At 40.3% G+C, this 22,258-nt stretch carries 19 protein-coding genes; 13 read left to right on the top strand and 6 right to left on the bottom strand.

Annotated elements, in window-relative coordinates:
• Positions 1 to 22 precede the first annotated feature (22 nt).
• Together ACTJKN_RS06685 and arsC are read left to right on the top strand one after the other, a co-directional pair.
• Entirely contained in the window at positions 23 to 613 is a 591-nt protein-coding gene (locus tag ACTJKN_RS06685; protein ID WP_057935154.1) for a DUF502 domain-containing protein, read from the top strand.
• 10 nt (positions 614 to 623) lie between these two features.
• A complete protein-coding gene (gene arsC, locus ACTJKN_RS06690) occupies positions 624 to 968 on the top strand; it encodes an arsenate reductase (glutaredoxin) (protein WP_440823567.1) in 345 nt (114 codons plus the stop codon).
• A gap of 229 nt (positions 969 to 1,197) precedes the next feature.
• On the opposite strand, the gene ACTJKN_RS06695 is transcribed toward arsC, so the two are convergent.
• The 4 genes from ACTJKN_RS06695 to ACTJKN_RS06710 form a co-directional block, all read right to left on the bottom strand.
• On the bottom strand, positions 1,198 to 1,692 hold the full coding sequence (locus tag ACTJKN_RS06695) for a hypothetical protein (RefSeq protein WP_440823568.1): 495 nt from the start codon (positions 1,690 to 1,692) through the stop codon (positions 1,198 to 1,200).
• Positions 1,693 to 1,716: 24 nt separating this feature from the next.
• Complete coding sequence (locus ACTJKN_RS06700; protein ID WP_440823569.1) at positions 1,717 to 2,220, bottom strand: hypothetical protein; 504 nt, start codon at positions 2,218 to 2,220, stop codon at positions 1,717 to 1,719.
• Positions 2,221 to 2,429: 209 nt separating this feature from the next.
• Entirely contained in the window at positions 2,430 to 3,137 is a 708-nt protein-coding gene (locus tag ACTJKN_RS06705) for a TIGR00730 family Rossman fold protein (RefSeq protein ID WP_029278019.1), read from the bottom strand.
• 17 nt (positions 3,138 to 3,154) lie between these two features.
• Complete coding sequence (locus ACTJKN_RS06710) at positions 3,155 to 4,663, bottom strand: sodium:solute symporter (protein WP_440823570.1); 1,509 nt, start codon at positions 4,661 to 4,663, stop codon at positions 3,155 to 3,157.
• Between the two features lie 349 nt (positions 4,664 to 5,012).
• On the opposite strand from ACTJKN_RS06710, the gene recR reads away from it, so the two are divergent.
• A complete protein-coding gene (recR, locus tag ACTJKN_RS06715; RefSeq protein ID WP_029278016.1) occupies positions 5,013 to 5,630 on the top strand; it encodes a recombination mediator RecR in 618 nt (205 codons plus the stop codon).
• A 92-nt stretch (positions 5,631 to 5,722) separates the two neighbouring features.
• Entirely contained in the window at positions 5,723 to 6,541 is an 819-nt protein-coding gene (locus tag ACTJKN_RS06720; RefSeq protein WP_440823571.1) for an SDR family oxidoreductase, read from the top strand.
• 652 nt (positions 6,542 to 7,193) lie between these two features.
• Here the strand turns inward: ACTJKN_RS06720 and ACTJKN_RS06725 are convergent.
• A complete protein-coding gene (locus ACTJKN_RS06725) occupies positions 7,194 to 8,135 on the bottom strand; it encodes an ion channel (protein ID WP_440823572.1) in 942 nt (313 codons plus the stop codon).
• A 579-nt stretch (positions 8,136 to 8,714) separates the two neighbouring features.
• Here ACTJKN_RS06725 and trpD point away from each other — a divergent pair.
• The 5 genes from trpD to ACTJKN_RS06750 all read left to right on the top strand — a co-directional run bounded on the left by trpD (position 8,715) and on the right by ACTJKN_RS06750 (position 13,628).
• Positions 8,715 to 9,704, top strand: coding sequence for an anthranilate phosphoribosyltransferase (gene trpD, locus ACTJKN_RS06730; RefSeq protein WP_440823573.1), 990 nt, complete (start codon positions 8,715 to 8,717; stop codon positions 9,702 to 9,704).
• Entirely contained in the window at positions 9,698 to 10,327 is a 630-nt protein-coding gene (locus ACTJKN_RS06735; RefSeq protein WP_440823574.1) for a phosphoribosylanthranilate isomerase, read from the top strand. The genes trpD and ACTJKN_RS06735 overlap by 7 nt, the downstream gene beginning before the upstream one ends.
• A 48-nt stretch (positions 10,328 to 10,375) precedes the next feature.
• The gene (trpB, locus tag ACTJKN_RS06740) at positions 10,376 to 11,557 is read left to right on the top strand and encodes a tryptophan synthase subunit beta (RefSeq protein ID WP_440823575.1); all 1,182 of its coding nucleotides are present in this window, start codon (positions 10,376 to 10,378) and stop codon (positions 11,555 to 11,557) included.
• 92 nt (positions 11,558 to 11,649) lie between these two features.
• Positions 11,650 to 12,417, top strand: coding sequence for a tryptophan synthase subunit alpha (gene trpA / locus ACTJKN_RS06745; protein WP_440823576.1), 768 nt, complete (start codon positions 11,650 to 11,652; stop codon positions 12,415 to 12,417).
• Positions 12,418 to 12,986: 569 nt separating this feature from the next.
• On the top strand, positions 12,987 to 13,628 hold the full coding sequence (locus ACTJKN_RS06750; protein WP_440823577.1) for an NAD(P)-dependent oxidoreductase: 642 nt from the start codon (positions 12,987 to 12,989) through the stop codon (positions 13,626 to 13,628).
• Positions 13,629 to 14,619: 991 nt separating this feature from the next.
• Here ACTJKN_RS06750 and ACTJKN_RS06755 read toward each other — a convergent pair.
• Positions 14,620 to 15,057: an N-acetyltransferase family protein gene (locus ACTJKN_RS06755; RefSeq protein ID WP_440823578.1), complete on the bottom strand. Its 438-nt coding sequence runs from the start codon at positions 15,055 to 15,057 to the stop codon at positions 14,620 to 14,622.
• A 181-nt stretch (positions 15,058 to 15,238) separates the two neighbouring features.
• On the opposite strand from ACTJKN_RS06755, the gene ACTJKN_RS06760 reads away from it, so the two are divergent.
• The 4 genes from ACTJKN_RS06760 to ACTJKN_RS06775 all read left to right on the top strand — a co-directional run bounded on the left by ACTJKN_RS06760 (position 15,239) and on the right by ACTJKN_RS06775 (position 21,735).
• Positions 15,239 to 15,844 (top strand): TetR/AcrR family transcriptional regulator, encoded by a 606-nt coding sequence (locus ACTJKN_RS06760; RefSeq protein ID WP_440823579.1) that lies wholly within the window; start codon positions 15,239 to 15,241, stop codon positions 15,842 to 15,844.
• 68 nt (positions 15,845 to 15,912) lie between these two features.
• Entirely contained in the window at positions 15,913 to 17,115 is a 1,203-nt protein-coding gene (locus tag ACTJKN_RS06765; RefSeq protein ID WP_440823580.1) for an efflux RND transporter periplasmic adaptor subunit, read from the top strand.
• Positions 17,116 to 17,141: 26 nt separating this feature from the next.
• Positions 17,142 to 20,342, top strand: a complete 3,201-nt coding sequence (locus tag ACTJKN_RS06770; RefSeq protein ID WP_440823581.1) for an efflux RND transporter permease subunit — start codon at positions 17,142 to 17,144, stop codon at positions 20,340 to 20,342.
• Positions 20,329 to 21,735: a TolC family protein gene (locus tag ACTJKN_RS06775; protein WP_440823582.1), complete on the top strand. Its 1,407-nt coding sequence runs from the start codon at positions 20,329 to 20,331 to the stop codon at positions 21,733 to 21,735. Before ACTJKN_RS06770 ends, ACTJKN_RS06775 begins: the two co-directional genes overlap by 14 nt.
• Positions 21,736 to 22,258: the final 523 nt, after the last annotated feature.

Here is a 22,258-nt window from a genome sequence, read left to right on the forward strand (position 1 = left end):
AAAAAAATGCTATTTTTGCACCATGAATAAAGTTGGGAAAGCTATTTTAAACTATTTAATTAAAGGTTTATTAATTGTTGTGCCCATTGCCGTAAGTATTTTTATTGTGGTTTGGGCGGTTACAACTGTAGATAGCTGGTTGAATGTAAACAATATTTTAGGCGTAAATCCAAGTACTGGCGAAAGCCGGAACATCCCCGGTTTAGGTTTGTTAACGGTTTTAGCCCTCATTTTACTGGCTGGTATCTTTGTAACCAATTTGGTGACCGAGCCCATGTACAATTGGTTTCAGCGGATTATGCAGCGGCTACCCTTACTTAATTTTATCTATTCTTCTATAAAAGATTTAACAGAAGCTTTTGTAGGTGATGAGAAGAAATTTAACCACCCGGTGCTGGTAGAAGTGGAGGGTGGCCTAAAAAAGATTGGATTTTTAACGCAGAACGACTTGCATAAACTCAACCTGCCCGAAGAAGTAGCTGTATATTTTCCACTTTCTTATTCTTTTGCAGGTCAGCTTTGTATTGTAAGAAGAGATAAGGTAACTGATTTGCATATGACTGCCGCCGATGCCATGAAACTGGTGGTTAGCGGTGGCGTAAGCGGACTTTAAACATTTCTAAATGATTACGATTTACCATAATAACCGCTGCACTAAAAGCCGTTGTGCTTTAGCTGAACTTGAAAAAAGCGGAAAGGCTTTCAAGGTGGTTTATTATTTGGAAACCCCACCAAATAAAAGTGAACTAGAAGGAATTGTTCAAAAACTGGGTATTAAACCATTGGAATTGATCCGGAAAGGTGAAAAGGTTTTTACTGAAAATTATAAAGGAAAAACCTTGACTGATAAAGAATGGATTGATGCAATGGTTGCGCATCCAATTTTGATTGAAAGACCTATTATCATCTCGGGAGATCAAGCAGTCATCGCCAGGCCCACCGAAAAAATAAAAGAGATTTTGGGATAATCCAATCGTCATTTCGAGCGGACCCGATGGCTATCGGGGTGCAACGCAGTCGAGAACCCGAAGGCTCAGCGAAGCTAAATCTATCTGCTCTAGTCGTAGCGTCTCGCTACAACATAAAATAGTGATGTAATTTAAGTTAATATTTTCTAGTTTCGTAGCGAGACGCTAAGATCAGATGCGCTTCAAAAGAAATACTTTGCTATGAAAAGTTTGAAATGACGGGATTAGCCTAAAAAATACTTTTGAAGCTAAAAAGAATGAACATGAAAATAATAAAACCAACAAGAAGTCTCGAATAGTATTCCCGGATAAAAAGTCCGCATAAAATCAGTTTATCGTCGTCTACATTGCTATGTAACATGCCATTTCCGCTTGAAGCACTGAACAAGATCTGTTTAGCATAATGGTCGTTTAACGACCACCTACTTAACCAGCTGTTTTGAAAGCTCCAGTCAAAACTATCGCCAGAGGCAAATATAATTTTTGCTTTAAAACGAAGCCAGTCGTAAGTAATTATAGCTAAAACCTCATTCTGATTGTTCAGTAATTTAGTTTCTGGTTTAGAAAATCCTTCACTTTTTAACAGGTAAATGCCTGCCTGTGTAGTGGCTATTGCCGAATTTTTCCACGAACTAAAATTCATCGAAAATTTTAACAGTCCGTTGTTAAATACCTGATAATTGCTATCAAATAAACCTTTTCTCCAATTTAATACCTGTTCCATCTCACAAAAGGATTTAATTTTTTACTAATTATGGCGAAGTGCAGTCATTGTGATGATGGGCATGAAGCATGCAATAAGCACAATTGCCTGTTTGTTATAGATCTGCTTAATAAATAAGCCTGCTATAATCAATAATCCGTTGTCGGTATCAGACGATAATGCGCCACTGTTGCTGCTAGCGCTATACATAATGTGTTCATCTTTATAATTGCTCACCGTCCATTGCGAACGCCATAAATTTGTCGATTTCCATTCATATTGTTCTCCCGATTTTAAGCTGATTACGGCTTTCGATTTCCAGTTATCGTAAGTAATCATGGCAACTACTTCATTTGTTTTTCTATCGATTACCTTGGTGCTCGATTGCCAAAAGCCCTCATTCGAGAAGAAATAGTTTTTATCTTCAAACATACTTTCTGCATTACTTTTCCATGTTCCAAAAGTGATTGCTCCTTTCTGTACACCATCTGCAAAGAGTTGAAAGTTTCCACTTAACCAATTGTTTTTCCAGCTGATAAATTTCGACATTTTAGATACGTTTTATTTTAGATAGCAGTTTTCTCCAGTTGTTACAATAAATGAAGACATAAAAAAAGTGCTTATTGTTTGTAAGCACTTTTTCAGTTGGCAGTTTTCAGTTAGCAGTTAACCAATAACCAGTTTACAATTTTCAGTTTTCAGTTAACCGATTTAATCAGTTAACCATATGCAACTGACCAATGAACCATTTAACCAACCTAGAAATTCGGTTTAAGCACATATTTATCGTAGAAACGGAAAATGTGCTCTGCAGCTTCTTCAGCGGTATCTACCAACCTGAAAAGGTTTAAATCTTCTTCATGGATATTGTGTTCCTTCTGCAACATCGTTCCTTTAATCCAATCAATTAATCCACCCCAATAATCAACGCCCACCAATACGATTGGGAAACGTGCAATTTTTCCGGTCTGGATTAAGGTTAACGCTTCAAAAAGTTCATCCATGGTGCCAAAACCACCAGGTAAAACCACAAAACCCTGGCTATATTTCATGAACATTACTTTGCGCACAAAGAAATAATCAAACTCCAGCAATTTATTATGATCGATATATTTATTGTGGAACTGCTCAAAAGGCAACTCGATGTTTAAACCTACCGATTTCCCCCCATTGGTGTGGGCACCTTTATTACCGGCCTCCATAATACCAGGTCCACCGCCAGTGATTACACCATAACCACGATCGGTTAATAATTTACCGCATTGCTCTGCCAATTGGTAATATCTATGCGTTTGAGCGGTACGTGCCGAACCATAAATGGTAACACATGGGCCAATTTTAGCCAGTTTTTCAAAACCGTCTACAAATTCGGCCATGATCTTAAAAATTTGCCAAGAGTCTGTTACTTTAATTTCTTGCCAGTCTTTGTTTTCGAAAGCGCTTCTAATTTTTTCTTCACTCGTCATATACTGTTATTCTAATATTAAAATCTGGTTTGCGCATCAGTCTTTTTACTGATGAACAACAAGCCTATAAATGTGATTAAACCATTAACCAAAATCAGTTCAACACTAAAAACGTAACCGCCCAATAAAGTGGTAGAATACGTAGAAAGCAAGTAACATAAAAAAGGTGATAATAAACAAACTATCGGAACTAATTTATCGTGAAGACCACGTTTTTTTACAAATAATCCAAAACTATATAGTCCTAAAAGCGGTCCGTAGGTGTAAGAGGCAATGGTAAAAATTAAACTGACTACCGATGAGCTGTTCAGTGCATTGATCACGATGATCACCAAAAACATCAGAATAGAAAATGCCACGTGCACGGTATGGCGCTTTTTTACAGCGTCTTTGGCATTTACGTTTTCTGCCTTAGCCATGCCTAAAAAGTCGACACAAAAGGATGTGGTTAAAGCTGTAAGTGCCGAATCGGTAGTGGCAAAGGTTGCTGCCGTTAGGCCCAACATGAATATAATTGCAGGCACAGCGCCAAGGTTGTTTAAAGCAATTTCAGGGAACAATAAATCTGTTCTTGGTTTTCCGGTGATGTGATCTAATGGAATATCGATGCCGTTTTTTGCGGCGAAAATGTATAACAAGGCGCCCACGCTCAAAAAGAAAACATTCAGGATTACGAATACCCCTGTAAAAGTAAACATGTTTTTTTGTGCCTCTTTAATGGTACCCATGCTCAGGTTTTTCTGCATCAGATCCTGATCTAAACCCGTCATGGCGATGGTGACGAAAATACCGCCGATAAACTGTTTGCTGAAGTAGAATTTATTGGTTAGGAAATCGTTTAGAAAGAATATTTTCGAGTAACTGCTGGTTTTGATGGTTTCAAATGCCTGTGGAATATTGAAATCGAGACTGTTGCAAATAAAATAAATAGTCAGAAAAACCGAAAGTACCAGGAAAAAAGTTTGCAATGTATCGGTAATGATAATGGTTTTTAAGCCGCCTTTAAAGGTGTACGACCAGATCAGTGCCAACGAAATTAAAACCGTTAACCAGAACGGAACGCCATAATTATCGAATATAAAACGCTGTAAAACAATCACTACGAGGTATAATCTTGTTGCCGATCCCAACGTGCGGCTCAATAAAAATATCGATGCTGCCGTTTTGTAACTATAATGCCCCAGCCTCTTTTCGATGTAGCTATAAATGGATGTTAAATTCATCCGGTAATAAAGTGGAAGCAGAACTGTGGCGATAATGATAAAACCAACGGCATTGCCCAGAACGAACTGGAAATATTGAAACTGGTTTCCGCTGGGTGCACCAACTTCTCCGGGTACCGATATAAAAGTAACGCCCGAAAGTGCGGTCCCTATCATCCCAAAGGCTACTAAATACCATTTAGAATTTCGATTGGCGATAAAGAAAGTAGAATTATCAGATGATTTTTTTGAGGTTACGAATGAAATAATAATCAGCAGTAAAAAATAACCGATCAGAAAACATAAGAGAATGGTTGGAGACATAGTTTTGTGTTAAGCTGATAAATGTAAAGAAAAGTATCAAATCAAGCAATATTCTTGAGTCCGAAGTCCGAAGTCGGGAGTCCGAAGTCAGAGGTCAGAAGTCAGAAGGGAAATCAAGTCTCGCTTTTAAAGGGGGCAGGGGGATGAAAAAAAATCGACCTGTCAATATCCAAGTTTACTTTACCAATGAACCAATGATAATGAACCATATTCAGTTTTCAATTGGCAATTTGCAGTTACTATGCCTATGGACTGTTAACCATCAACTATTAACCACTAAACTATCAACAAGTGAACGAATGGCTAATGAACTATTGAACCAATGAAGCATTTTACCTATTTTTGCAATATGAATTTTTCATCCAAGCTGCTCGAAGATGCGGTAAACGAATTCTCGAAACTTCCTGGTGTAGGGCAAAAAACAGCTTTACGTTTGGTACTACATCTTTTAAATAAAGAGCAGGAGGAGGTAAACCAGTTTGGCAATACTTTTATAAAACTTAAGCAGCATATTAAGCATTGCAGCACTTGCCATAACATTTCCGATTATGTGGTATGTGAGATCTGTACTTCGCCAAAACGCGATAAAGAAACCATTTGTGTAGTAGAAGATACCCGCGACGTCATGGCGATCGAAAATACCGGCCAATATTTTGGGGTTTACCATGTTTTGGGAGGCTTAATTTCCCCGATGGACGGCGTTGGCCCTTCTGATCTGTTTATTGATGGATTAGTAGCCAGAATGGCAGCAGGAGGGATTAAAGAGGTAATTTTAGCATTGAGTCCGAATATGGAGGGCGATACCACATTGTTTTACCTGTACAAAAGATTAAAGGAGTTTAATGTTCCGGTAACGACCATTGCGCGGGGTATTGCTTTTGGCGGCGAGCTGGAATATACCGATGAAATTACATTGGGGAGATCTATTGTAACCCGTGTGCCTTACGAAACTGCAATGATGAAATAAATGGTAAAGCATTTTTAGCCGGATTACATTAATATAAAAAATAAAAGCTGTATCCAGTCCTGATACTTGCTACTCAATACCTATTACTACAAATGAACCTAAAAAATAAAGTAATCATCATCACTGGTGCATCGAGCGGAATCGGGAAAGCTTGTGCCGAAGAATTTGCTAAACGTGGAGCCAATTTGGTTTTAGCAGCCCGTCAATATGTAACCCTTTGCGAAATTACTGCCGATCTGGAGAAAAAATATAACATCAGAGCAGTAGCGGTTCAGGCCGATGTAAGTAAAGAAGCAGATTGCGAACTGATTATTAAACAAGCTTTGGTTTCGTTTCAAAAGATTGATATTCTGGTAAATAATGCCGGATTATCCATGCGTGCCCTGTTTAACGATCTGGATTTATCGGTGCTTAAAAATCTGATGGATGTGAACTTTTGGGGAACGGTTTATTGTACCAAATATGCTTTGCCAGAGATTTTAAAAACTAAAGGAACCATTGTTGGCGTTTCATCGATTGCTGGTTTCCGCGGTTTGCCGGGCAGAACAGGTTATTCGGCTTCTAAATTTGCAATGAACGGTTTTATGGAATCTTTACGCACCGAATTATTAAAAACCGGAGTAAATGTTTTATTGGCTTGTCCTGGTTTTACCGCTTCCAACATCAGGGTAACCGCTTTATCAAAAGATGGTGCTGCACATGGCGAAACCAGTATGGATGAAGGCCAAATGATGACATCCGAAGAAGTAGCCAGCATTATCGCCGATGGTATCGAAAAACGTAAACGTACCTTAATTATGACCGGACAAGGGAAATTGGCCGTTTGGATGAATAAACTCTTCCCGGCTTTTGTAGATAAAAAGGTTTTTGATCTGTTTGCGAAAGAAAAGAATCCCTTGATAAAGGGGTAGAAGGCTGAGGGTTTAAGGCGTAAGGTAAATAGGATAGCGGGTGGCGGTTAGGATTTGAGGTTTAGCGTGTGGGTATAGGCGGGTAGTGGTTAAATCTCCTCAGATTATCGTCATTGCGAGAAGGCTTTTTCAGCCGACGAAGCAATCTTACAACTATCGCTAGTAGCGAGTGCTTTAAGATTGCTTCGTGCCTCGCAATGACGATCTTTCTATTTGGGCTGTCAATGGTACTGGAGTCGAAGACCTTTAATTCTGAGTTTACCGGGATTTATATGAGGATATTGTGGATTTAATAGGCCGCTGAAACGCCCATCCTGCGGACACCCCCTCTGAAAGAGGCGAATGCAAATCGCATAGAGACGATGAGGGGTAATTCCCCTCCTCTGGAGGGGTGCCTGAAAGGCGGGGTGGTCATATTTAGCACAGACCAGACTGCCCTAAACCCGGTAGTAGCGAACATCCTTTTTGTTTACAGCAAACTTAAATACCTTGTTATCTGCAGCTATGGAACAGATCCTTCGTACCTCAGGATGACAGCGCCACAAAAAGATTGAAGCGAATAACGGGACTACCGCAACCGATTAGCACTATCATTGCTTTGCAAAAAAAGTAAGCTTTCTTAAGGCTAAAAACACTTTCTAGACAAAAAGCCTTATGCCGTTGGTGTAACCTTATCCAGTTTACTATAATCCATCACCATTTTGCCTTCGTCGTTATGGTAATACATTTTATCAAACTTAGCATCCATTTCAATTTCCTCATCCTGATAGCTGGTTCTGGTGTGGATGGTCTGCGAGAAAGTATCATCAAAAGCTTTTAAGATCACAAAAACCTCTACTTCGGCATGTTGCAGTTCGGTTAACGATTTTTCGAAAAACGGGCTTTCTTCTGTAATAGGGTGTACCAAAGTCCAGTTTAAAGATAGGATACCGATTTTACTGCGCTCTAATGGCAAAGGATAAAACCTACGTACATGTTTACCATCAATGGTTTCGTTGTACGACATCACCATCTGCACCTCAACCTCTATCAACTGGTTGCGGCGGAGGTTAACCAAACGGCACATCAATCCGTGGCCTTTCTCGTAAGGGGCAATCACCATTTTTTTGCTGAAGCTTACTTTTGAGGTGGGCCTGCTAAAACGGCCATACAATAAACCTGTTGCCAGTGCAAAAGCCAGTAGACCCAACATACTCTCGAAAGCAGCAAGCACACTGGTAACAAAACCCTGTGGCGAAATGTGGCCGTAACCCACGGTAGAAATGGTTTGAGCAGAAAAGAAAAATGCATCAAAAAACTGATCACGAAGCGTTATACCTTTGGCACCATTTAAATTTTCGATACCCACTACATTATATAAAACTGCGAATATGGTATTAACAACGAGGTACGCAAGGAGGATGACAAAGAAAAAACGAGGCCAGCTCATGGTAACCAGGCGGGTATAGGTATCATCGAACTTAAACCAGGGTAGGCCTGTACGTTCGATATTTGCCGAACCATCGGGGTTGAGCATGCGCTGGTTTTTGGTTACGGGGTTGGACCCGAAACCGAAATCATCATTAAACTGTACTTTTCTTTTAAAAAAGGCCATATATTTTTAGAAAGATTTTGGAATATTAAAAAACTATGTCAATATTTGCTTTATACAAACATGATAATTAAAAACTTAAATAACAATTGGTGGTGGCATAACGAAATTCGTTAGGCAAATTCTATTGTTATATATTTTAAAATATTTTAAACACAACGAAGAGGATTGCCCAAAAAGCAATCCTTTTTTTATGCCTTCCCCTCCCGTGGAGGAGTGTCCGAAGGACGGGGTGGTTTAAAAGTGGCGGGTCATGCTGTCCCGATTAATCGGGATTAGCATCTATAAAATTTATAAAACATTAGGTGGCCTGTGGAGACACAGACCACGGAGATAAAAATAAGATCTAGAAAAATTAAATGGTTTGTGGCGACACAAACCATGACGAGCAGATTAAATACAAAACTAACGCCCCGGTTCGTGTCTCCACGAAACGGAATATTTAAATGGTTTTTGGAGACACAAACCATGGCGTAAAATATTAGATAAATGAGAAACTAACCACAGATAAAAAAGATGAACACGGATAAAATCTGTGTGTATCCGTGTTCATCTGTGGTTAAATAAGATTGAGCAATAAACATGAAAAAAATATTAAACCATTTATTCGAGAACAAGAGTTTTAGCAGGGAAGAGGCAAAGAACATTTTAATCTCCATTTCGGAAGGCGCATTCAATTCTTCGCAGATTGCCGCTTTTATTACCGCTTATGCCATGCGTAATATTACCGTGCAGGAGTTACAGGGTTTTCGCGATGCGATGCTTGATATGTGCGTTAAAGTAAACTTATCAGGTTACGAACTGATCGATCTTTGTGGTACCGGTGGCGATGGTAAAGATACTTTCAATATTTCTACCTTATCCTCATTTGTGGTGGCAGGTGCTGGTCATCATGTGGCCAAACATGGTAACTACGGCGTTTCATCAGGCTGCGGTTCTTCTAATGTAATGGAATATTTAGGTTATACTTTTACCAATAATGAGGATACTTTAAGGCGTAATTTAGAAGCCGCGGGGATCTGTTTTTTACACGCACCCTTGTTTAATCCTGCGATGAAAATAGTAGCACCGATCCGTAAAGAACTGGGTGTAAAAACATTTTTCAATATGTTGGGCCCAATGGTTAACCCGGGGCAGCCGAAATACCAAATGGTAGGCGTTTTTAGTTTGGAACTGGCCCGGTTATATGCTTATTTATATCAGGATACAGATAAGCAATATACCATTGTACATGCACTGGAAGGTTATGATGAAGTTTCTTTAACCTGCGATGTGAAAACCTTCTCGAATAAAGGCGAACAGATTTTAACCCTTCAGGATATGGGTTTTGATAAGGTTGATACCAATGCGATTAAAGGTGGCGACACCGTAGAATCATCTGCCAAAATATTTATGGATGTATTAAATGGCGAAGCCACAGATGTACAGAACAATGTGGTATTGTGCAACTCGGCGCTGGCCATCAAGACAATAAAACCCGAACAATCTTTTGCCGATTGCTTTTATGAAGCTGAAGAGTCTTTAACCAGCAAAAAAGCATTAAACAGTTTCAAAAACTTATTGGCATGTTAAAGTTAAAAGTTTGCGGCATGCGTTTGGCAGCGAATATTGCTGCGGTAGCCGAGCTTCAGCCAGATTACCTGGGTTTTATCTTTTATGAGAAATCGCCCAGACTAATTAGTGAGGTTTCTGCTGAATTGATCAAATACATTCCCTCAGAGATTAAAACCGTAGGTGTTTTTGTAAATGAAGACCTGGAAAAAGTAAAAAATAAAGTAAACACATTGAAGCTAAAGGCTGTTCAGTTACATGGCAGCGAACCGACTGAATACTGCGAAGCATTAAAATCAAGCTTTCCGGCCTTAGAAGTGATTAAAGCTTTCGGAATAGATGAAGATTTTGATTTTTCAGGTCTCGAAGCTTATTTAAATGTGGTGGATTATTTCCTTTTCGATACCAAAACCAAAACACATGGCGGATCGGGAAGAACATTCGATTGGTCTGTTTTAGACCGATATGCTTACACCAAACCCTACTTTTTAAGTGGCGGCATTGATTTAGAACATGCACCGGCCATAAAAGAAATAAATGATGAGCGTTTATATGCCCTGGATATCAATAGCAGATTTGAAATAGAGCCAGGTTTAAAGGATGCAGAGAAGATTAAAGAATTTATTAAAGAAATGAATAAATAGATTGTTATTCATAACCCTTGGTTTCAACCAAGGGAAAAAAGAAAAACCATGAAATACAAAGTAAACGAAAAAGGATATTATGGAGATTTTGGTGGCGCGTACATCCCCGAAATGCTTTATCCAAACGTAGAAGAATTGCGTCAAAACTATTTAAAGATTATTGATGATGCCGATTTTCAAAAGGAATTTCATCAGTTGTTAAAAGATTATGTGGGCCGCCCTTCGCCTTTATATCTTGCCAAAAGATATTCAGAAAAATATGGTGCCAATATTTTCTTAAAAAGAGAAGATTTAAATCATACCGGTGCCCATAAGATCAACAATACCATCGGACAGATTTTATTGGCCGAAAAACTGGGTAAAAAAAGAATCATTGCCGAAACCGGTGCCGGTCAGCATGGTGTAGCTACTGCAACGGTATGCGCGCTACGTAATCTCGAGTGTGTAATTTACATGGGTGAGGTAGATATCGAACGCCAGGCACCAAATGTGGCCCGCATGAAAATGTTGGGCGCAAAGGTTGTTCCGGCAAGTTCTGGAAGCAAAACCCTAAAAGATGCCACCAATGAGGCAATGCGCGACTGGATCAATAATCCGGTAGATACACATTATATTATTGGTTCAGTAGTTGGGCCACACCCTTATCCTGATATGGTGGCGATTTTCCAATCGATTATCTCTGAGGAAACCAAAAAGCAGTTATTAGAGCAGACAGGAAGCGATCAGCCTGATTATGTTTTGGCCTGTGTAGGTGGTGGAAGTAATGCCATGGGTATGTTCTACCACTTTATGGACGATGAAAATGTTAAACTGATTGCTGTTGAAGCGGCAGGAAAAGGTGTATCGAGCGGGTTTTCTGCGGCAACCACTTATTTAGGTAAAGAAGGTGTTTTGCACGGGAGCAGAAGCATTTTAATGCAAACACCAGATGGACAGGTTGTTGAACCGCATTCTGTTTCTGCCGGATTAGATTATCCAGGTATTGGGCCACAACATGCACATTTGTTTAAAACCGGTCGTGGCCAGTATGTTTCCATCACTGATGAAGAAAGTTTAGATGCAGGTTTGCTTTGTACACAGTTGGAAGGGATTATTCCGGCGATTGAAAGTGCACATGCCTTGGCTTACTTAGAAAAAATGGAATTTAAAGGTGGCGAAAACGTAGTGGTTTGCCTTTCAGGCCGTGGCGACAAGGATCTGGATACTTATATTAAATATTTTAATCTTTAAGATAGATTTGAGACGTGAGATAAGAGACAGTAGACTTCCCTGCCAGGTCATCAATCTCAAATCTCACATCTCCAATCTCACATCTCAAAAACATGAACCGAATTAAACAACTCTTCCAGGAGAAGAAAAATATATTATCAATATACTATACCGCTGGTTATCCAAATACTGGCGATACCATTAAAATTGCCGAGGCACTGGAAAAATCAGGTGCTGATATGCTCGAAATCGGATTCCCTTACTCAGATCCTGTTGCCGATGGACCGGTAATTCAGGCGAGCAGCAAACAATCGCTCGATCAGGGCATGACACTTAAGCTGCTTTTCGAACAGTTGAAAGACTTGCGTAAGACCGTTACCATTCCTGTTTTGTTAATGGGTTATGTAAACCCTGTTTTGCAGTTTGGTGTAGAAAAATTCTGCGAAGCCTGTGCCGAAGCAGGAGTAGATGGCTGTATTGTTCCCGATCTGCCGATGGTAGAATATGAGGAATTTTATAAAGATTGTTTTGAAAAACATGACCTGAGCAATGTGTTTTTAATCACCCCTCAAACTGCTGAGGAACGTATCTATAAAATTGACGGTTTAACCAATGGATTTATCTATTTGTTATCATCGTCGGCCACAACGGGTAAAAACCTTGAGGTCGGCAATACTACCGAAGCCTATTTCAGCAGGATTAAAAACCTGAATCTGAAGAACCCAACCATGATCGGTTTCGGGATCAGCGATAAACAGACTTTTGATAAGGCCTGTTCTTACGCAAATGGGGCAATTATCGGTACGGCTTTCGTTAAAGCCATTGCTGATGGAAATTTGGAGGAAAGCGTGAGTAATTTTATGATGAAGTTTAAAGGTTAGTATTTACCACTAAGGCACGAAGACACTAAGATCATCCGCTTTGTGTTCTTAGTGTCTTGGTGGTTAATATTTTAATTAGCCTGTCTCACCATATAAGAAATGTAAGAACATTTAAGGCATTGAGCTTATATGTAACTTATATGCCTTATATGGTTTATTTTTAATGCTGGTGAATTGCCCTCGAGTTATCGTCATTTCGAGCGGACCCAAAAGCTATCGGGTGCAACGCAGTCGATAACCCGAAGGCTCAGCGAAGCTAAATCTGTCTCTAGGTAGATCTCTCCACTCCACTGCGTTCCGGTCGAGATGACGATATTTGTTGTTAATTGTCATCCTGAGCGGAGTCGAAGGATCTCTCGGTTCGTCACCCTGAACTTGTTTTAGGGTCTTTTATGCAAGATCGTTCTAGCATTCTGTTGCACTTTGTTCGAAATGATTTTTTTCCTAAATTAGTGCCATTAAAATCTCTTTATAAAATATCACTCAAACAGAATTCAATTCTGACATTCCCTTATCGTTCTGATCACAGGGGATAAACTATTATTTTCTAAAATTTTACAAAGAACATCATGCAAGATTTAAAAATTGCTTTAATCGGTGCTACAGGTAAAGCTGGTACTTATATTTTAAAAGCGCTATTGGCGCAAAACATCAGCGTGAAAGTCCTCATCAGGAATCCAGAAAAACTTCAGGTCCATCATGCTTCATTAGAAATCGTAATCGGCGACGTAAAAGATGCCGAAACAGTACACGCGCTTATTGGGGGCTGTGATATCGTAGTCAGTGCATTGGGCATGGGACAACCTGCAAGCGAAAAAACAATCTTTACGCAATCGACAGGTAATATTTTAAAAGCAATGGAAGCCATTCACCTGAAGCGGTATATTGTAATTACCGGGATCAATGTAAATACGCCTGCTGATAAAAAGGATGCGAAGAACCAATTTGCAACCCAATGGATGTACGATAACTATCCGGTTTCTACAGCCGATAGACAGAAAGAATATGATCTGTTAACCGAAAGTGATCTCGATTGGACTTTAATCCGTTTACCGTTAATTATGCAAACTAGAGAGCAAACGCCTGTGAGCACAAGTTTGGTTAATTGTGATGGAGAAGAGATTAATGCTTCTAATTTAGCTCAGTTTATAATTGAGCAGTTAGGGGAGAAGACCTTTGTAAAACAGGCACCTTTTATCTGGAATAGTTAGGTTGTTTTACCACTAAGGCACGAAGGAACTAAGAAATTGCTTTGTGTTCTTTGTGACTTGGTGGTTAATTTTTTCTCGCTGCATAGTCATTGCGAGGAACGAAGCAATCTTACAACTATCGCTACTAGCGAGCGCATTAAGATTGCTTCGTCGGCTGAAAAAGCCTTCTCGCAATGACGATCATTCTCTCAGGCCGTCACCCTGAACTTGTTTCAGGGTCTTCCATTTATTATAGTTTTTCACCATATAAGAAATGGAAGAACATTTAAGGCATTGAGCTTATATGTAACTTATATGCCTTATATGGTTCAATCTTTTGGCGACTATCGCTAAGGCACGATACTTTGTGTTCTTTGTGACTTGGTGGTAGTATCTTCTACGCTTTGTCGTCATCCCCAACTTGATTGGGAATCCTAATGCCATGTTAGGGGTTTGCAGGTTTCATTAAGATTCCCGCCTGCGCGGGAAAGACGACCGTTCTTAGCAATATTACAACTATGGCTCCTAGAGAGCGCATTAGGATCGCTTCGTCGGCTGAAAAAGCCTTCTCGCGACGATCATTCTCTCAGGCCGTCACCCTGAACTTGTTTCAGGGTCTTCCATTTATTATAGTTTTTCACCATATAAGAAATGTAAGAACATATAAGGCATTGAGCTTATATGTAACTTATATGCCTTATATGGTTCAGTTTTTTGCGCTATATCAGAAGGCACTAAACTTTGTGTTCTTTGTGACTTGGTGGTAGTATCTTCTACGCTTTGTCGTCATTCCCAACTTGATTGGGAATCCTAATGCCATGTTAGGGGTTTGCAGGTTTCATTAAGATTAGCTTCGCTGAGCACTTCGTGGTTTCCCGCCTGCCCGGGAAAGACGGCCGTTCTTAGTAATCTTACTATAAGGTTATAGGATCGCATTAAGATTGCTTTCCCGAGGTCGGGACAGGCTATCGGCTGAAAAAGCCTCCTCGCAATGACGATATTTCGAATGGATTTACTTATTCATCCAATCCTCATAACTCATCTCAAATTTCACTTCCCCTTTATTTACCACGCCCACTTTTTTCCAGCCTTGCCGGGTATAAAATTCTGCTGCACGGGTATTGGGCGATGTACCCAGCCAAACGGGTTCATGTGTTTGATCGAAATACCAATCCATCATTAACCGGTGCAGTTCTTTGCCGATGCCTTTACCTTCAAATTCTGGACGAAGGAATAGGGCCCAGATATTATGCGCCTTTAAATCTACGATGGAGAAACCAACTACTTCTCCACCTACTTTGCAAACCCATCCTTTGCCATGTTGCGTTAAAAATTCTTCGCAATCTTTGTCAGTAACCAGCGCCGGATCGGACAAAATGTTCTCTTTTACCGTATGCCTGACAATTTGTATTGCGGTTATGTCAGTCGTTTTTGCTTCGCGAAAAATCATTTTTATAAGTTCTTGAGAAAATTAATTTATTTGAAAAAGCCTTTTAAATGCTTTAACGGTTGATTATCAGCTATAAAACTAATCAATAAAATGTTTATGACAAATGAATGATTGTCAATTCTGGAATTGGTTCTACATTTGCTTAACGGTGTTAGATTATTTACACTGTATATTCCAAGTCATGGGAAGTAAAGAAAGAATTCTACGTTTAAAAGATGAAACCAGAACAAAAATTCTGGATGCTGCCTTGAATATTGTTCAAACAGAGGGCTGGCAGGCATTGAGTATGCGTAAAATTGCCGACCAGATTGAATATACCGCACCAATTATTTACGAATACTTTTCCAACAAAGATGGCATCTTACTGGAACTCACCAGAAGGGGATATTTAATGTTGGCAAAAGATATCCGTGAGGCCAGGGATAGACACGAATCTCCGGAAGATAAAATGGAAGCCATGTGGATTGCCTACTGGAACTTCGCCTTTACCCATAAAGAATTTTATCAATTGATGTACGGTGTGGATATGGTTTGCTGTACCGTTAAAAATTCAATGCCCGAAGCCGAAAACGTAGGTAGTATGTTAGGCGACGTGATCGAATCGTTATTCGAGAAAAAACCAGTATCTGATGATGATATCTGCATGAAGTATTACACTTATTGGTCTATCATCCATGGTTTAATTTCCATTAATCTGGTTCGTCCCAACGGAAGAACAACCGACGAGCTAAACCAACAAATTTTAAAAGATGCCATCAAGGGCATTACATTATCTATCAATAGTTAATTTTTTTTACAAAGTAATTTAACACTGTTAAATTATTATACACACTAATTCCAATTAAATTTAATCATATGAAATCTCTACACCGCTTGTACCCCTTACTTAACACTGTTAAACAGTTTAATAGTATTAAGTTATTGTTAACAATTTCTCTTCTATCTATAATTCTGGTGAGTTGTAAGTCGTCGCCTGATCAGGCTGTAGCTGCACCACCACCACCGGCATTGCCTGTAAGCGCCATTAACGCGAGTACAGAAACCACCTATATCGAATATCCGGCCTCTATTCAGGGTGCGGTTGATATCGATGTTCGTCCACAGGTAAGTGGTTACTTACAGAGCGTTTTGGTTAACGAAGGCGCTTATGTAACCGCCGGACAAACCTTATTTAAAATTAATGAAAACCCTTACCGCGAGGCTTTAAACAATGCCAAAGCAAGTTTACATGCTGCAGAAGCGGCCATTTTAAACGCTCAACTGGAAGTTGATAAATTAACACCACTTGTGCAAAACAAAGTAGTTTCTGATTTTCAGTTAAAAACTGCTAAAACGGCTTATAAAATTGCCCAGGCAAATGCCGAACAAGCTAGAGCCAGCGTGGCTTCGGCGCAGATTAACTTAGGTTACACTAATGTTAAGGCTACGGTGAGCGGTTACATCGGGCGTATCCCTAAAAAACAGGGAAGTTTAGTTTCTCCGACTGATCAGATTGCTTTAACACAGTTATCAGATATCCACGAAGTACATGTTTATTTCTCCCTTGCAGAAAACGACTTCAACAATTTTAATGCAAACTATCCAGGTAAAAGCCCTGCCGACAGGATTAAACATTTACCAGCAGTAGAACTTTTATTGGCTGATAATTCTGCTTACCCGATTAAAGGCAAGATCGATATGATCGATGGTCAGTTTGATAAAAACACTGGTGCCATTACGCTTAGGGCAAGTTTCCCTAATGCAAGTGGCGTTCTTCGCTCGGGTAATACGGGTAAGATCCGTTTAGGTTTACAGCACGATAATGCCATTCTGGTACCGCAGTCATCAACGGTAGAAATGCAGGATAAAGTATTTGTATTTACCGTAGGCGACAGCAGCAAAGTGAAAAAACAATCCATTACCATTGTTGGTAAAGCCGGCGAAAATTACCTGGTTAAAGACGGGGTAAAAGTTGGCGATCAGATTGTGTTAAGTGGGGTTGATAAATTACAGGAGGGCATGGTGATCCAGCCTCAAAAAGCAGCAGATAAAGTAGCTGTTGCAAAAACAAAAAATTAATAAGACCTAAAAAAATCTAAAAAGTCATGTTTCAGAAATTTATAGACAGGCCTGTACTTTCGACTGTTATTTCCATCTTATTGGTAATAGTTGGTATACTAGGCTTAACAAAGTTGCCCTTAGAGCGCTTTCCAAATATCGCACCTCCGTCGGTATTGGTAACAGCGGTGTATCCTGGGGCCAATGCCGAAACGATTTTACGTTCGGTTACTCCATCATTGGAGGAAGCAATTAATGGTGTAGAGAACATGACATACATGACCTCCAGCGCCAGTAACGACGGTACTTTGGCCATTACAGTTTACTTTCAACAGGGTACCAACCCCGATCAGGCAGCTGTTAATGTGCAAAACCGGGTTTCGCAGGCCACAAGCCAGTTACCTGCAGAGGTGGTACAATATGGTATAACCACTACCAAACAGCAAAACAGCTTTATTGGCGCTATCGGTGTTTACTCTGAGGATCCTAAAAAATACGATGCCGTTTTTGTAAATAACTATGCACAGATCAATATCATTCCCGAACTTAAACGTATCCCGGGGGTAGGTTCTGCCAGTGTATTTGGTGGTATTAAAGATTATTCAATGCGTATTTGGTTAAACCCAAGTCAATTGGCTACTTATAAAATTACACCAAATGAAGTGATCACTGCCATTCAGGATAAAAACCTTGAAGCGGCCCCTGGTAGATTTGGAGAAAGAAGTAGTGAGGCGTTTGAATATATAGTTAAATATAAAGGTAAACTGACCAAACCAGAAGAATATCAAAATATAGCGATCCGCTCTAATTCTGATGGTTCTATATTACGTTTAAAAGATGTGGCCCGTGTAGAATTGGGTGCTTACAGTTATGGTAGTGTAAACCGTTTAAACGGACACGATGGAATTACCATTGGTGTAATCCAGTTATCAGGCTCTAATGCAAACGAAATCCAGATTGCCATTGATAAACTGTTGGCCAAACTATCAAAAGATTTTCCGGCCGGCATTAAATACAATCAGTTTTACCGTACCAAAACTGATCTTGATGAGTCCATTAACCAGGTACAGCACACTTTGATAGAAGCCTTTTTACTCGTATTTATCGTTGTATTTATCTTCCTTCAGGATTTCAGGTCTACTTTAATCCCGGCTATAGCAGTTCCGGTGGCGATTATCGGTACTTTCTTTTTCATGCAGTTGTTCGGCTTCTCTGTTAACCTTTTAACCCTTTTTGCACTGGTACTGGCCATAGGTATTGTGGTAGATGATGCGATTGTGGTGGTAGAGGCGGTGCATGCCAAAATGGAAGAAAACCCTTCGCTTAGTCCGAGGGCGGCAACTACAGAGGCGATGAACGAAATTACCGGAGCCATTATATCGATTACATTGGTAATGGCGGCCGTATTTTTACCGGTTGGTTTTATGACCGGCTCAACAGGTATATTCTACAAACAGTTCGCCTTAACTATGGCCATCGCCATCATTATATCGGCTGTTAACGCTTTAACTTTAAGTCCTGCTCTTGCGGCCTTATTTTTAAAGAACAAACATGCTGAAGGTGGTCATCATGCGCCTAAAAAAGGTTTTGTAGAAAAGTTTTATGCAGGCTTTAACGGTGGTTTCAATTATATGACCAACCGATATGTTGGCGGTTTGAAAGTGCTTATCCGCAATAAATGGATCAGCATGGGCGGGCTTGCCTTAATCGTTCTGGTTACCATTTTCCTTGTAGGCAGAACAAAAACAGGCTTTATCCCGACAGAAGATCAGGGTTTTGTGGCTATCGCGGTTGCCAGTCCATCAGGAACATCATTGGCCAATACCAATAAAATATTAAAACAAGCAGAGGAAGAGTTAAGGGCGATGCCATCAGCAAGATTTGTGATGTCGTTGGCTGGTTATAACTTTTTAACCGCATCTAACAGTCCGTCAGCTGGTCAGATTTTCTTATTGTTAAAACCAAATGACGAAAGAGGGGCGGTAAAAAATATCGATGAGATCCAAAATATCGTAAGGGCCAAAATGGCGGCCATATCTGCCGGTACCTTCTTTGTATTCAGTTTCCCTACCGTTCCGGGTTTTAGTAATGTGGAGGCCATGAACGTAATGTTACAGGATAAAACAAATGGCAAACTGGATAAATTTAGTGGTGTAGCGAATAACTTTATCGGAAAGTTAATGACCAAACCAGCTATTGCTTACGCTTTTACTTCTTATAAAGCAGATTATCCACAGTTGCAATTAGATGTTAATGATGAAAAAGCCGATCAATTGGGTGTAAGCAAAAAAGATATCCTGCAAACCATGCAGACTTATTTTGGTACTGCGCAGGCATCAGATTTTAACCGTTTTGGTAAATACTATCGTGTAGTGGTTCAGGCTGATGTTGCCGACAGAACCGATCCTGCAAGTATCGATCGTGTGTTTGTTAAAAACAAGGCAGGAGAAAGTGTGCCGATCAGTACCCTGGTTAAATTAACCCGTGTGTATGGTTCTGAAACGGCTTCGCGTTACAACCTGTTCAACTCTATCGAGGTAAATGCAATCCCTAAACCAGGCTTTAGTTCTGGTGATGCGATTAAAGCAATAGAAGAAACCGCCAGAGAGCAATTGCCTACGGGTTATGCTTACGAATTCTCCGGACAAACACGTGAGGAAATTTCTTCAGGCGGACAGTCGACAGTGATATTCCTGCTTTGTTTGGTGTTTGTTTACTTCTTGTTATCAGCCCAGTATGAGAGTTACATCTTACCATTGGCGGTAATCTTATCCATCCCTACTGGTGTATTCGGTGTATTTGTGGTATTGGGTTTAACCGGTATCGAAAATAACATTTATGTACAGGTAGCGCTGATTATGCTTATCGGTTTGCTGGCTAAAAACGCCATTTTGATTGTGGAGTTTGCCGTGCAGCGACGAAAGGCGGGACTCAGTTTGGTTGATGCGGCTATAGAAGCAGCGCGATTGAGGATCAGACCGATTATCATGACCTCACTGGCCTTTGTGTTTGGTTTATTCCCGATGAGTATTGCAACTGGTCCATCGGCACAGGGTAACCACTCCATCAGTATCGGTGCTGCAGGTGGTATGGTATCGGGCGTAGTTTTAGGTTTGTTCATCATTCCGGTACTTTTCGTCATCTTCCAGGCTTTACAGGAAAAAATATCAAAAAAATCAAGAAATGAGGTTGTTCACCACAATGGAGAACCTGTAAATAATAATCATGTAGTTTATGAAACGGTTTAATCTAATTACCATCCTGCTCCTTGCTTTAATCTGGAGCGGATGTTCGGTTTCGAAAGATACAGCCTTGCCCAATATTGCGCCAGGCTTATTCAGAAATTCCTTGCCAAAAGATTCTTCAAGTGTAGGCAGTATGCCATTGAAGAGTTTTATTAACGACCTTACTGTTCAGAATTTAATTGATACAGCTTTGGTTAAAAATTACGATATGCAGATTGCATTGAAAAATATCGATGCAGCAGAAGTATTGTTTAAACAATCGAAATTAGGTTATTTACCTGAATTGAAATTGCAGGTGGCGGCAAGTTCTAGCCGCCCATCTGATAACAGTTTAAATGGTTTAAGCCTTAACCAGTTTACAGGCTCAACACACATTGAAGATTATAATGCGAATCTGGGTGTGGTTTGGGAAGCTGATATCTGGGGTAAAATCCGTAGTCAAAAAGCTGGCGCTTTAGCCAGTTTTTTGCAGACAGAAGAGGCACGTAAAGCGGTTCAAACGCGTTTGGTGGCCAATGTTGCACAAGGTTATTACAATTTGTTAATGCTTGATGCGCAATTGGAAATCGCGAAAAAGAACTTAAAACTGAACGATAGTACATTAAGGATTATCAACTTACAGTTCGATGCCGGTCAGGTGACTTCATTAGCGATACAGCAGGCGCAGGCGCAACAGTTAAATGCGGCACAATTGATCCCGCGTTTAGAGCAGAATGTAACCTTACAGGAAAATGCTTTAAGTGTATTGATCGGTACTTTGCCAAAAACCATTAACCGCGAGAGCCGTTTGGATAAAATGAATATCCCTCAGGATTTAAACGCAGGTTTTCCTTCATCGATGTTAAGCCGCAGGCCTGATATTAAAAGTGCTGAACTGGCGCTTACCATTGCCAATGCAAAGGTTGGTGTAGCGAAAGCCAGTTTATATCCATCGCTGGTAATTACCGCAAGCGGAGGTATCAACTCTTTTAAAGCAAGCAACTGGTTTAATGTACCGGCATCATTATTCGGTTTGGTTGGGGCGGGGATTACGCAACCGATTTTTCAAAGAGGTCAGTTAAAAACTTCCTTGGAACTGGCTAAGATCGACCGTGAGAAATCGGTGATCCAATTCCGTCAGTCGGTATTAAATGCTGTTGGCGAAGTTTCTGATGAGTTAACGAAAGTAGAAAAGTTAAAAACACAGTACAGCATTGCTGAGAAAAGGGCACAAACTTTACAACAGGCATCGAAAAATGCAAGTTTGTTGTTTAAAAGTGGTATGGCTAATTATTTAGAGGTAATTACGGCGCAAGGCAATTTATTGCAGAGCGAACTGGAATTAACTACCATTAAAACAGAGCAGTTAAATGCAGTTGTTGGTTTGTACCGTTCGTTAGGTGGCGGCTGGCAGTAATCTGCTCGGTTAGTTAACCACTAAGTCACGAAGACACTAAGATTGCCAGGTATTAGCTTGGTGTTCTTGGTGTCTTTGTGGTTATAATGAGGTTTATCTAATACGGTTGTCATCCGATAGCTATCGGATCTCGCGCATACGGGAACCACGAAGTGCTCAGCGAAGCTAATCTTAAAGCGGTCGCTATATGTTGCCCTCTACACTGTCTTGCCTCGGCTCACTGCCGCCGAAGGGCTCTTACTTTTTTCAGTTGTGTATATGTTTTTATAGGCCTTCAAGCTTGCTTCGCAGGTTGGCTTGATCCAGTAGTAACAAACCTGAGCGCAGCGAAAGCATGCCTGCCATTGAAAACAACAAACACCAAGGCATAACTGAAAGGCTTGGATCTGATGCCGGATAAATTCGTCAAAGCTTATTGGTCGTCAGCACAAGCCCCCGATGAAGGATCGGGGAGGGCGTGCTGCCTCGGGACGGTAGTAGGTTGAAAGGAGGTGCAAAAGCTTTAACGTTTTCTCCTTTCATC

This window comes from Pedobacter sp. 22163 (assembly GCF_052045595.1).
Taxonomy (GTDB): domain Bacteria; phylum Bacteroidota; class Bacteroidia; order Sphingobacteriales; family Sphingobacteriaceae; genus Pedobacter.

Excerpts from the sequence above, each read along its gene's own strand:
- ACTJKN_RS06760 (WP_440823579.1), top strand. The coding sequence starts at position 15,239 with ATGGGAAGTAAAGAAAGAATTCTACGTTTAAAAGATGAAACCAGAACA.
- ACTJKN_RS06705 (WP_029278019.1), bottom strand. The coding sequence starts at position 3,137 with ATGACGAGTGAAGAAAAAATTAGAAGCGCTTTCGAAAACAAAGACTGG.
- trpD (WP_440823573.1), top strand. The coding sequence starts at position 8,715 with ATGAAAAAAATATTAAACCATTTATTCGAGAACAAGAGTTTTAGCAGG.
- ACTJKN_RS06685 (WP_057935154.1), top strand. The coding sequence starts at position 23 with ATGAATAAAGTTGGGAAAGCTATTTTAAACTATTTAATTAAAGGTTTA.
- ACTJKN_RS06775 (WP_440823582.1), top strand. The coding sequence starts at position 20,329 with ATGAAACGGTTTAATCTAATTACCATCCTGCTCCTTGCTTTAATCTGG.
- ACTJKN_RS06725 (WP_440823572.1), bottom strand. The coding sequence starts at position 8,135 with ATGGCCTTTTTTAAAAGAAAAGTACAGTTTAATGATGATTTCGGTTTC.
- ACTJKN_RS06750 (WP_440823577.1), top strand. The coding sequence starts at position 12,987 with ATGCAAGATTTAAAAATTGCTTTAATCGGTGCTACAGGTAAAGCTGGT.
- ACTJKN_RS06695 (WP_440823568.1), bottom strand. The coding sequence starts at position 1,692 with ATGGAACAGGTATTAAATTGGAGAAAAGGTTTATTTGATAGCAATTAT.
- trpB (WP_440823575.1), top strand. The coding sequence starts at position 10,376 with ATGAAATACAAAGTAAACGAAAAAGGATATTATGGAGATTTTGGTGGC.
- ACTJKN_RS06755 (WP_440823578.1), bottom strand. The coding sequence starts at position 15,057 with ATGATTTTTCGCGAAGCAAAAACGACTGACATAACCGCAATACAAATT.
- ACTJKN_RS06770 (WP_440823581.1), top strand. The coding sequence starts at position 17,142 with ATGTTTCAGAAATTTATAGACAGGCCTGTACTTTCGACTGTTATTTCC.
- ACTJKN_RS06735 (WP_440823574.1), top strand. The coding sequence starts at position 9,698 with ATGTTAAAGTTAAAAGTTTGCGGCATGCGTTTGGCAGCGAATATTGCT.
- ACTJKN_RS06700 (WP_440823569.1), bottom strand. The coding sequence starts at position 2,220 with ATGTCGAAATTTATCAGCTGGAAAAACAATTGGTTAAGTGGAAACTTT.
- recR (WP_029278016.1), top strand. The coding sequence starts at position 5,013 with ATGAATTTTTCATCCAAGCTGCTCGAAGATGCGGTAAACGAATTCTCG.
- ACTJKN_RS06765 (WP_440823580.1), top strand. The coding sequence starts at position 15,913 with ATGAAATCTCTACACCGCTTGTACCCCTTACTTAACACTGTTAAACAG.
- arsC (WP_440823567.1), top strand. The coding sequence starts at position 624 with ATGATTACGATTTACCATAATAACCGCTGCACTAAAAGCCGTTGTGCT.
- ACTJKN_RS06710 (WP_440823570.1), bottom strand. The coding sequence starts at position 4,663 with ATGTCTCCAACCATTCTCTTATGTTTTCTGATCGGTTATTTTTTACTG.
- trpA (WP_440823576.1), top strand. The coding sequence starts at position 11,650 with ATGAACCGAATTAAACAACTCTTCCAGGAGAAGAAAAATATATTATCA.
- ACTJKN_RS06720 (WP_440823571.1), top strand. The coding sequence starts at position 5,723 with ATGAACCTAAAAAATAAAGTAATCATCATCACTGGTGCATCGAGCGGA.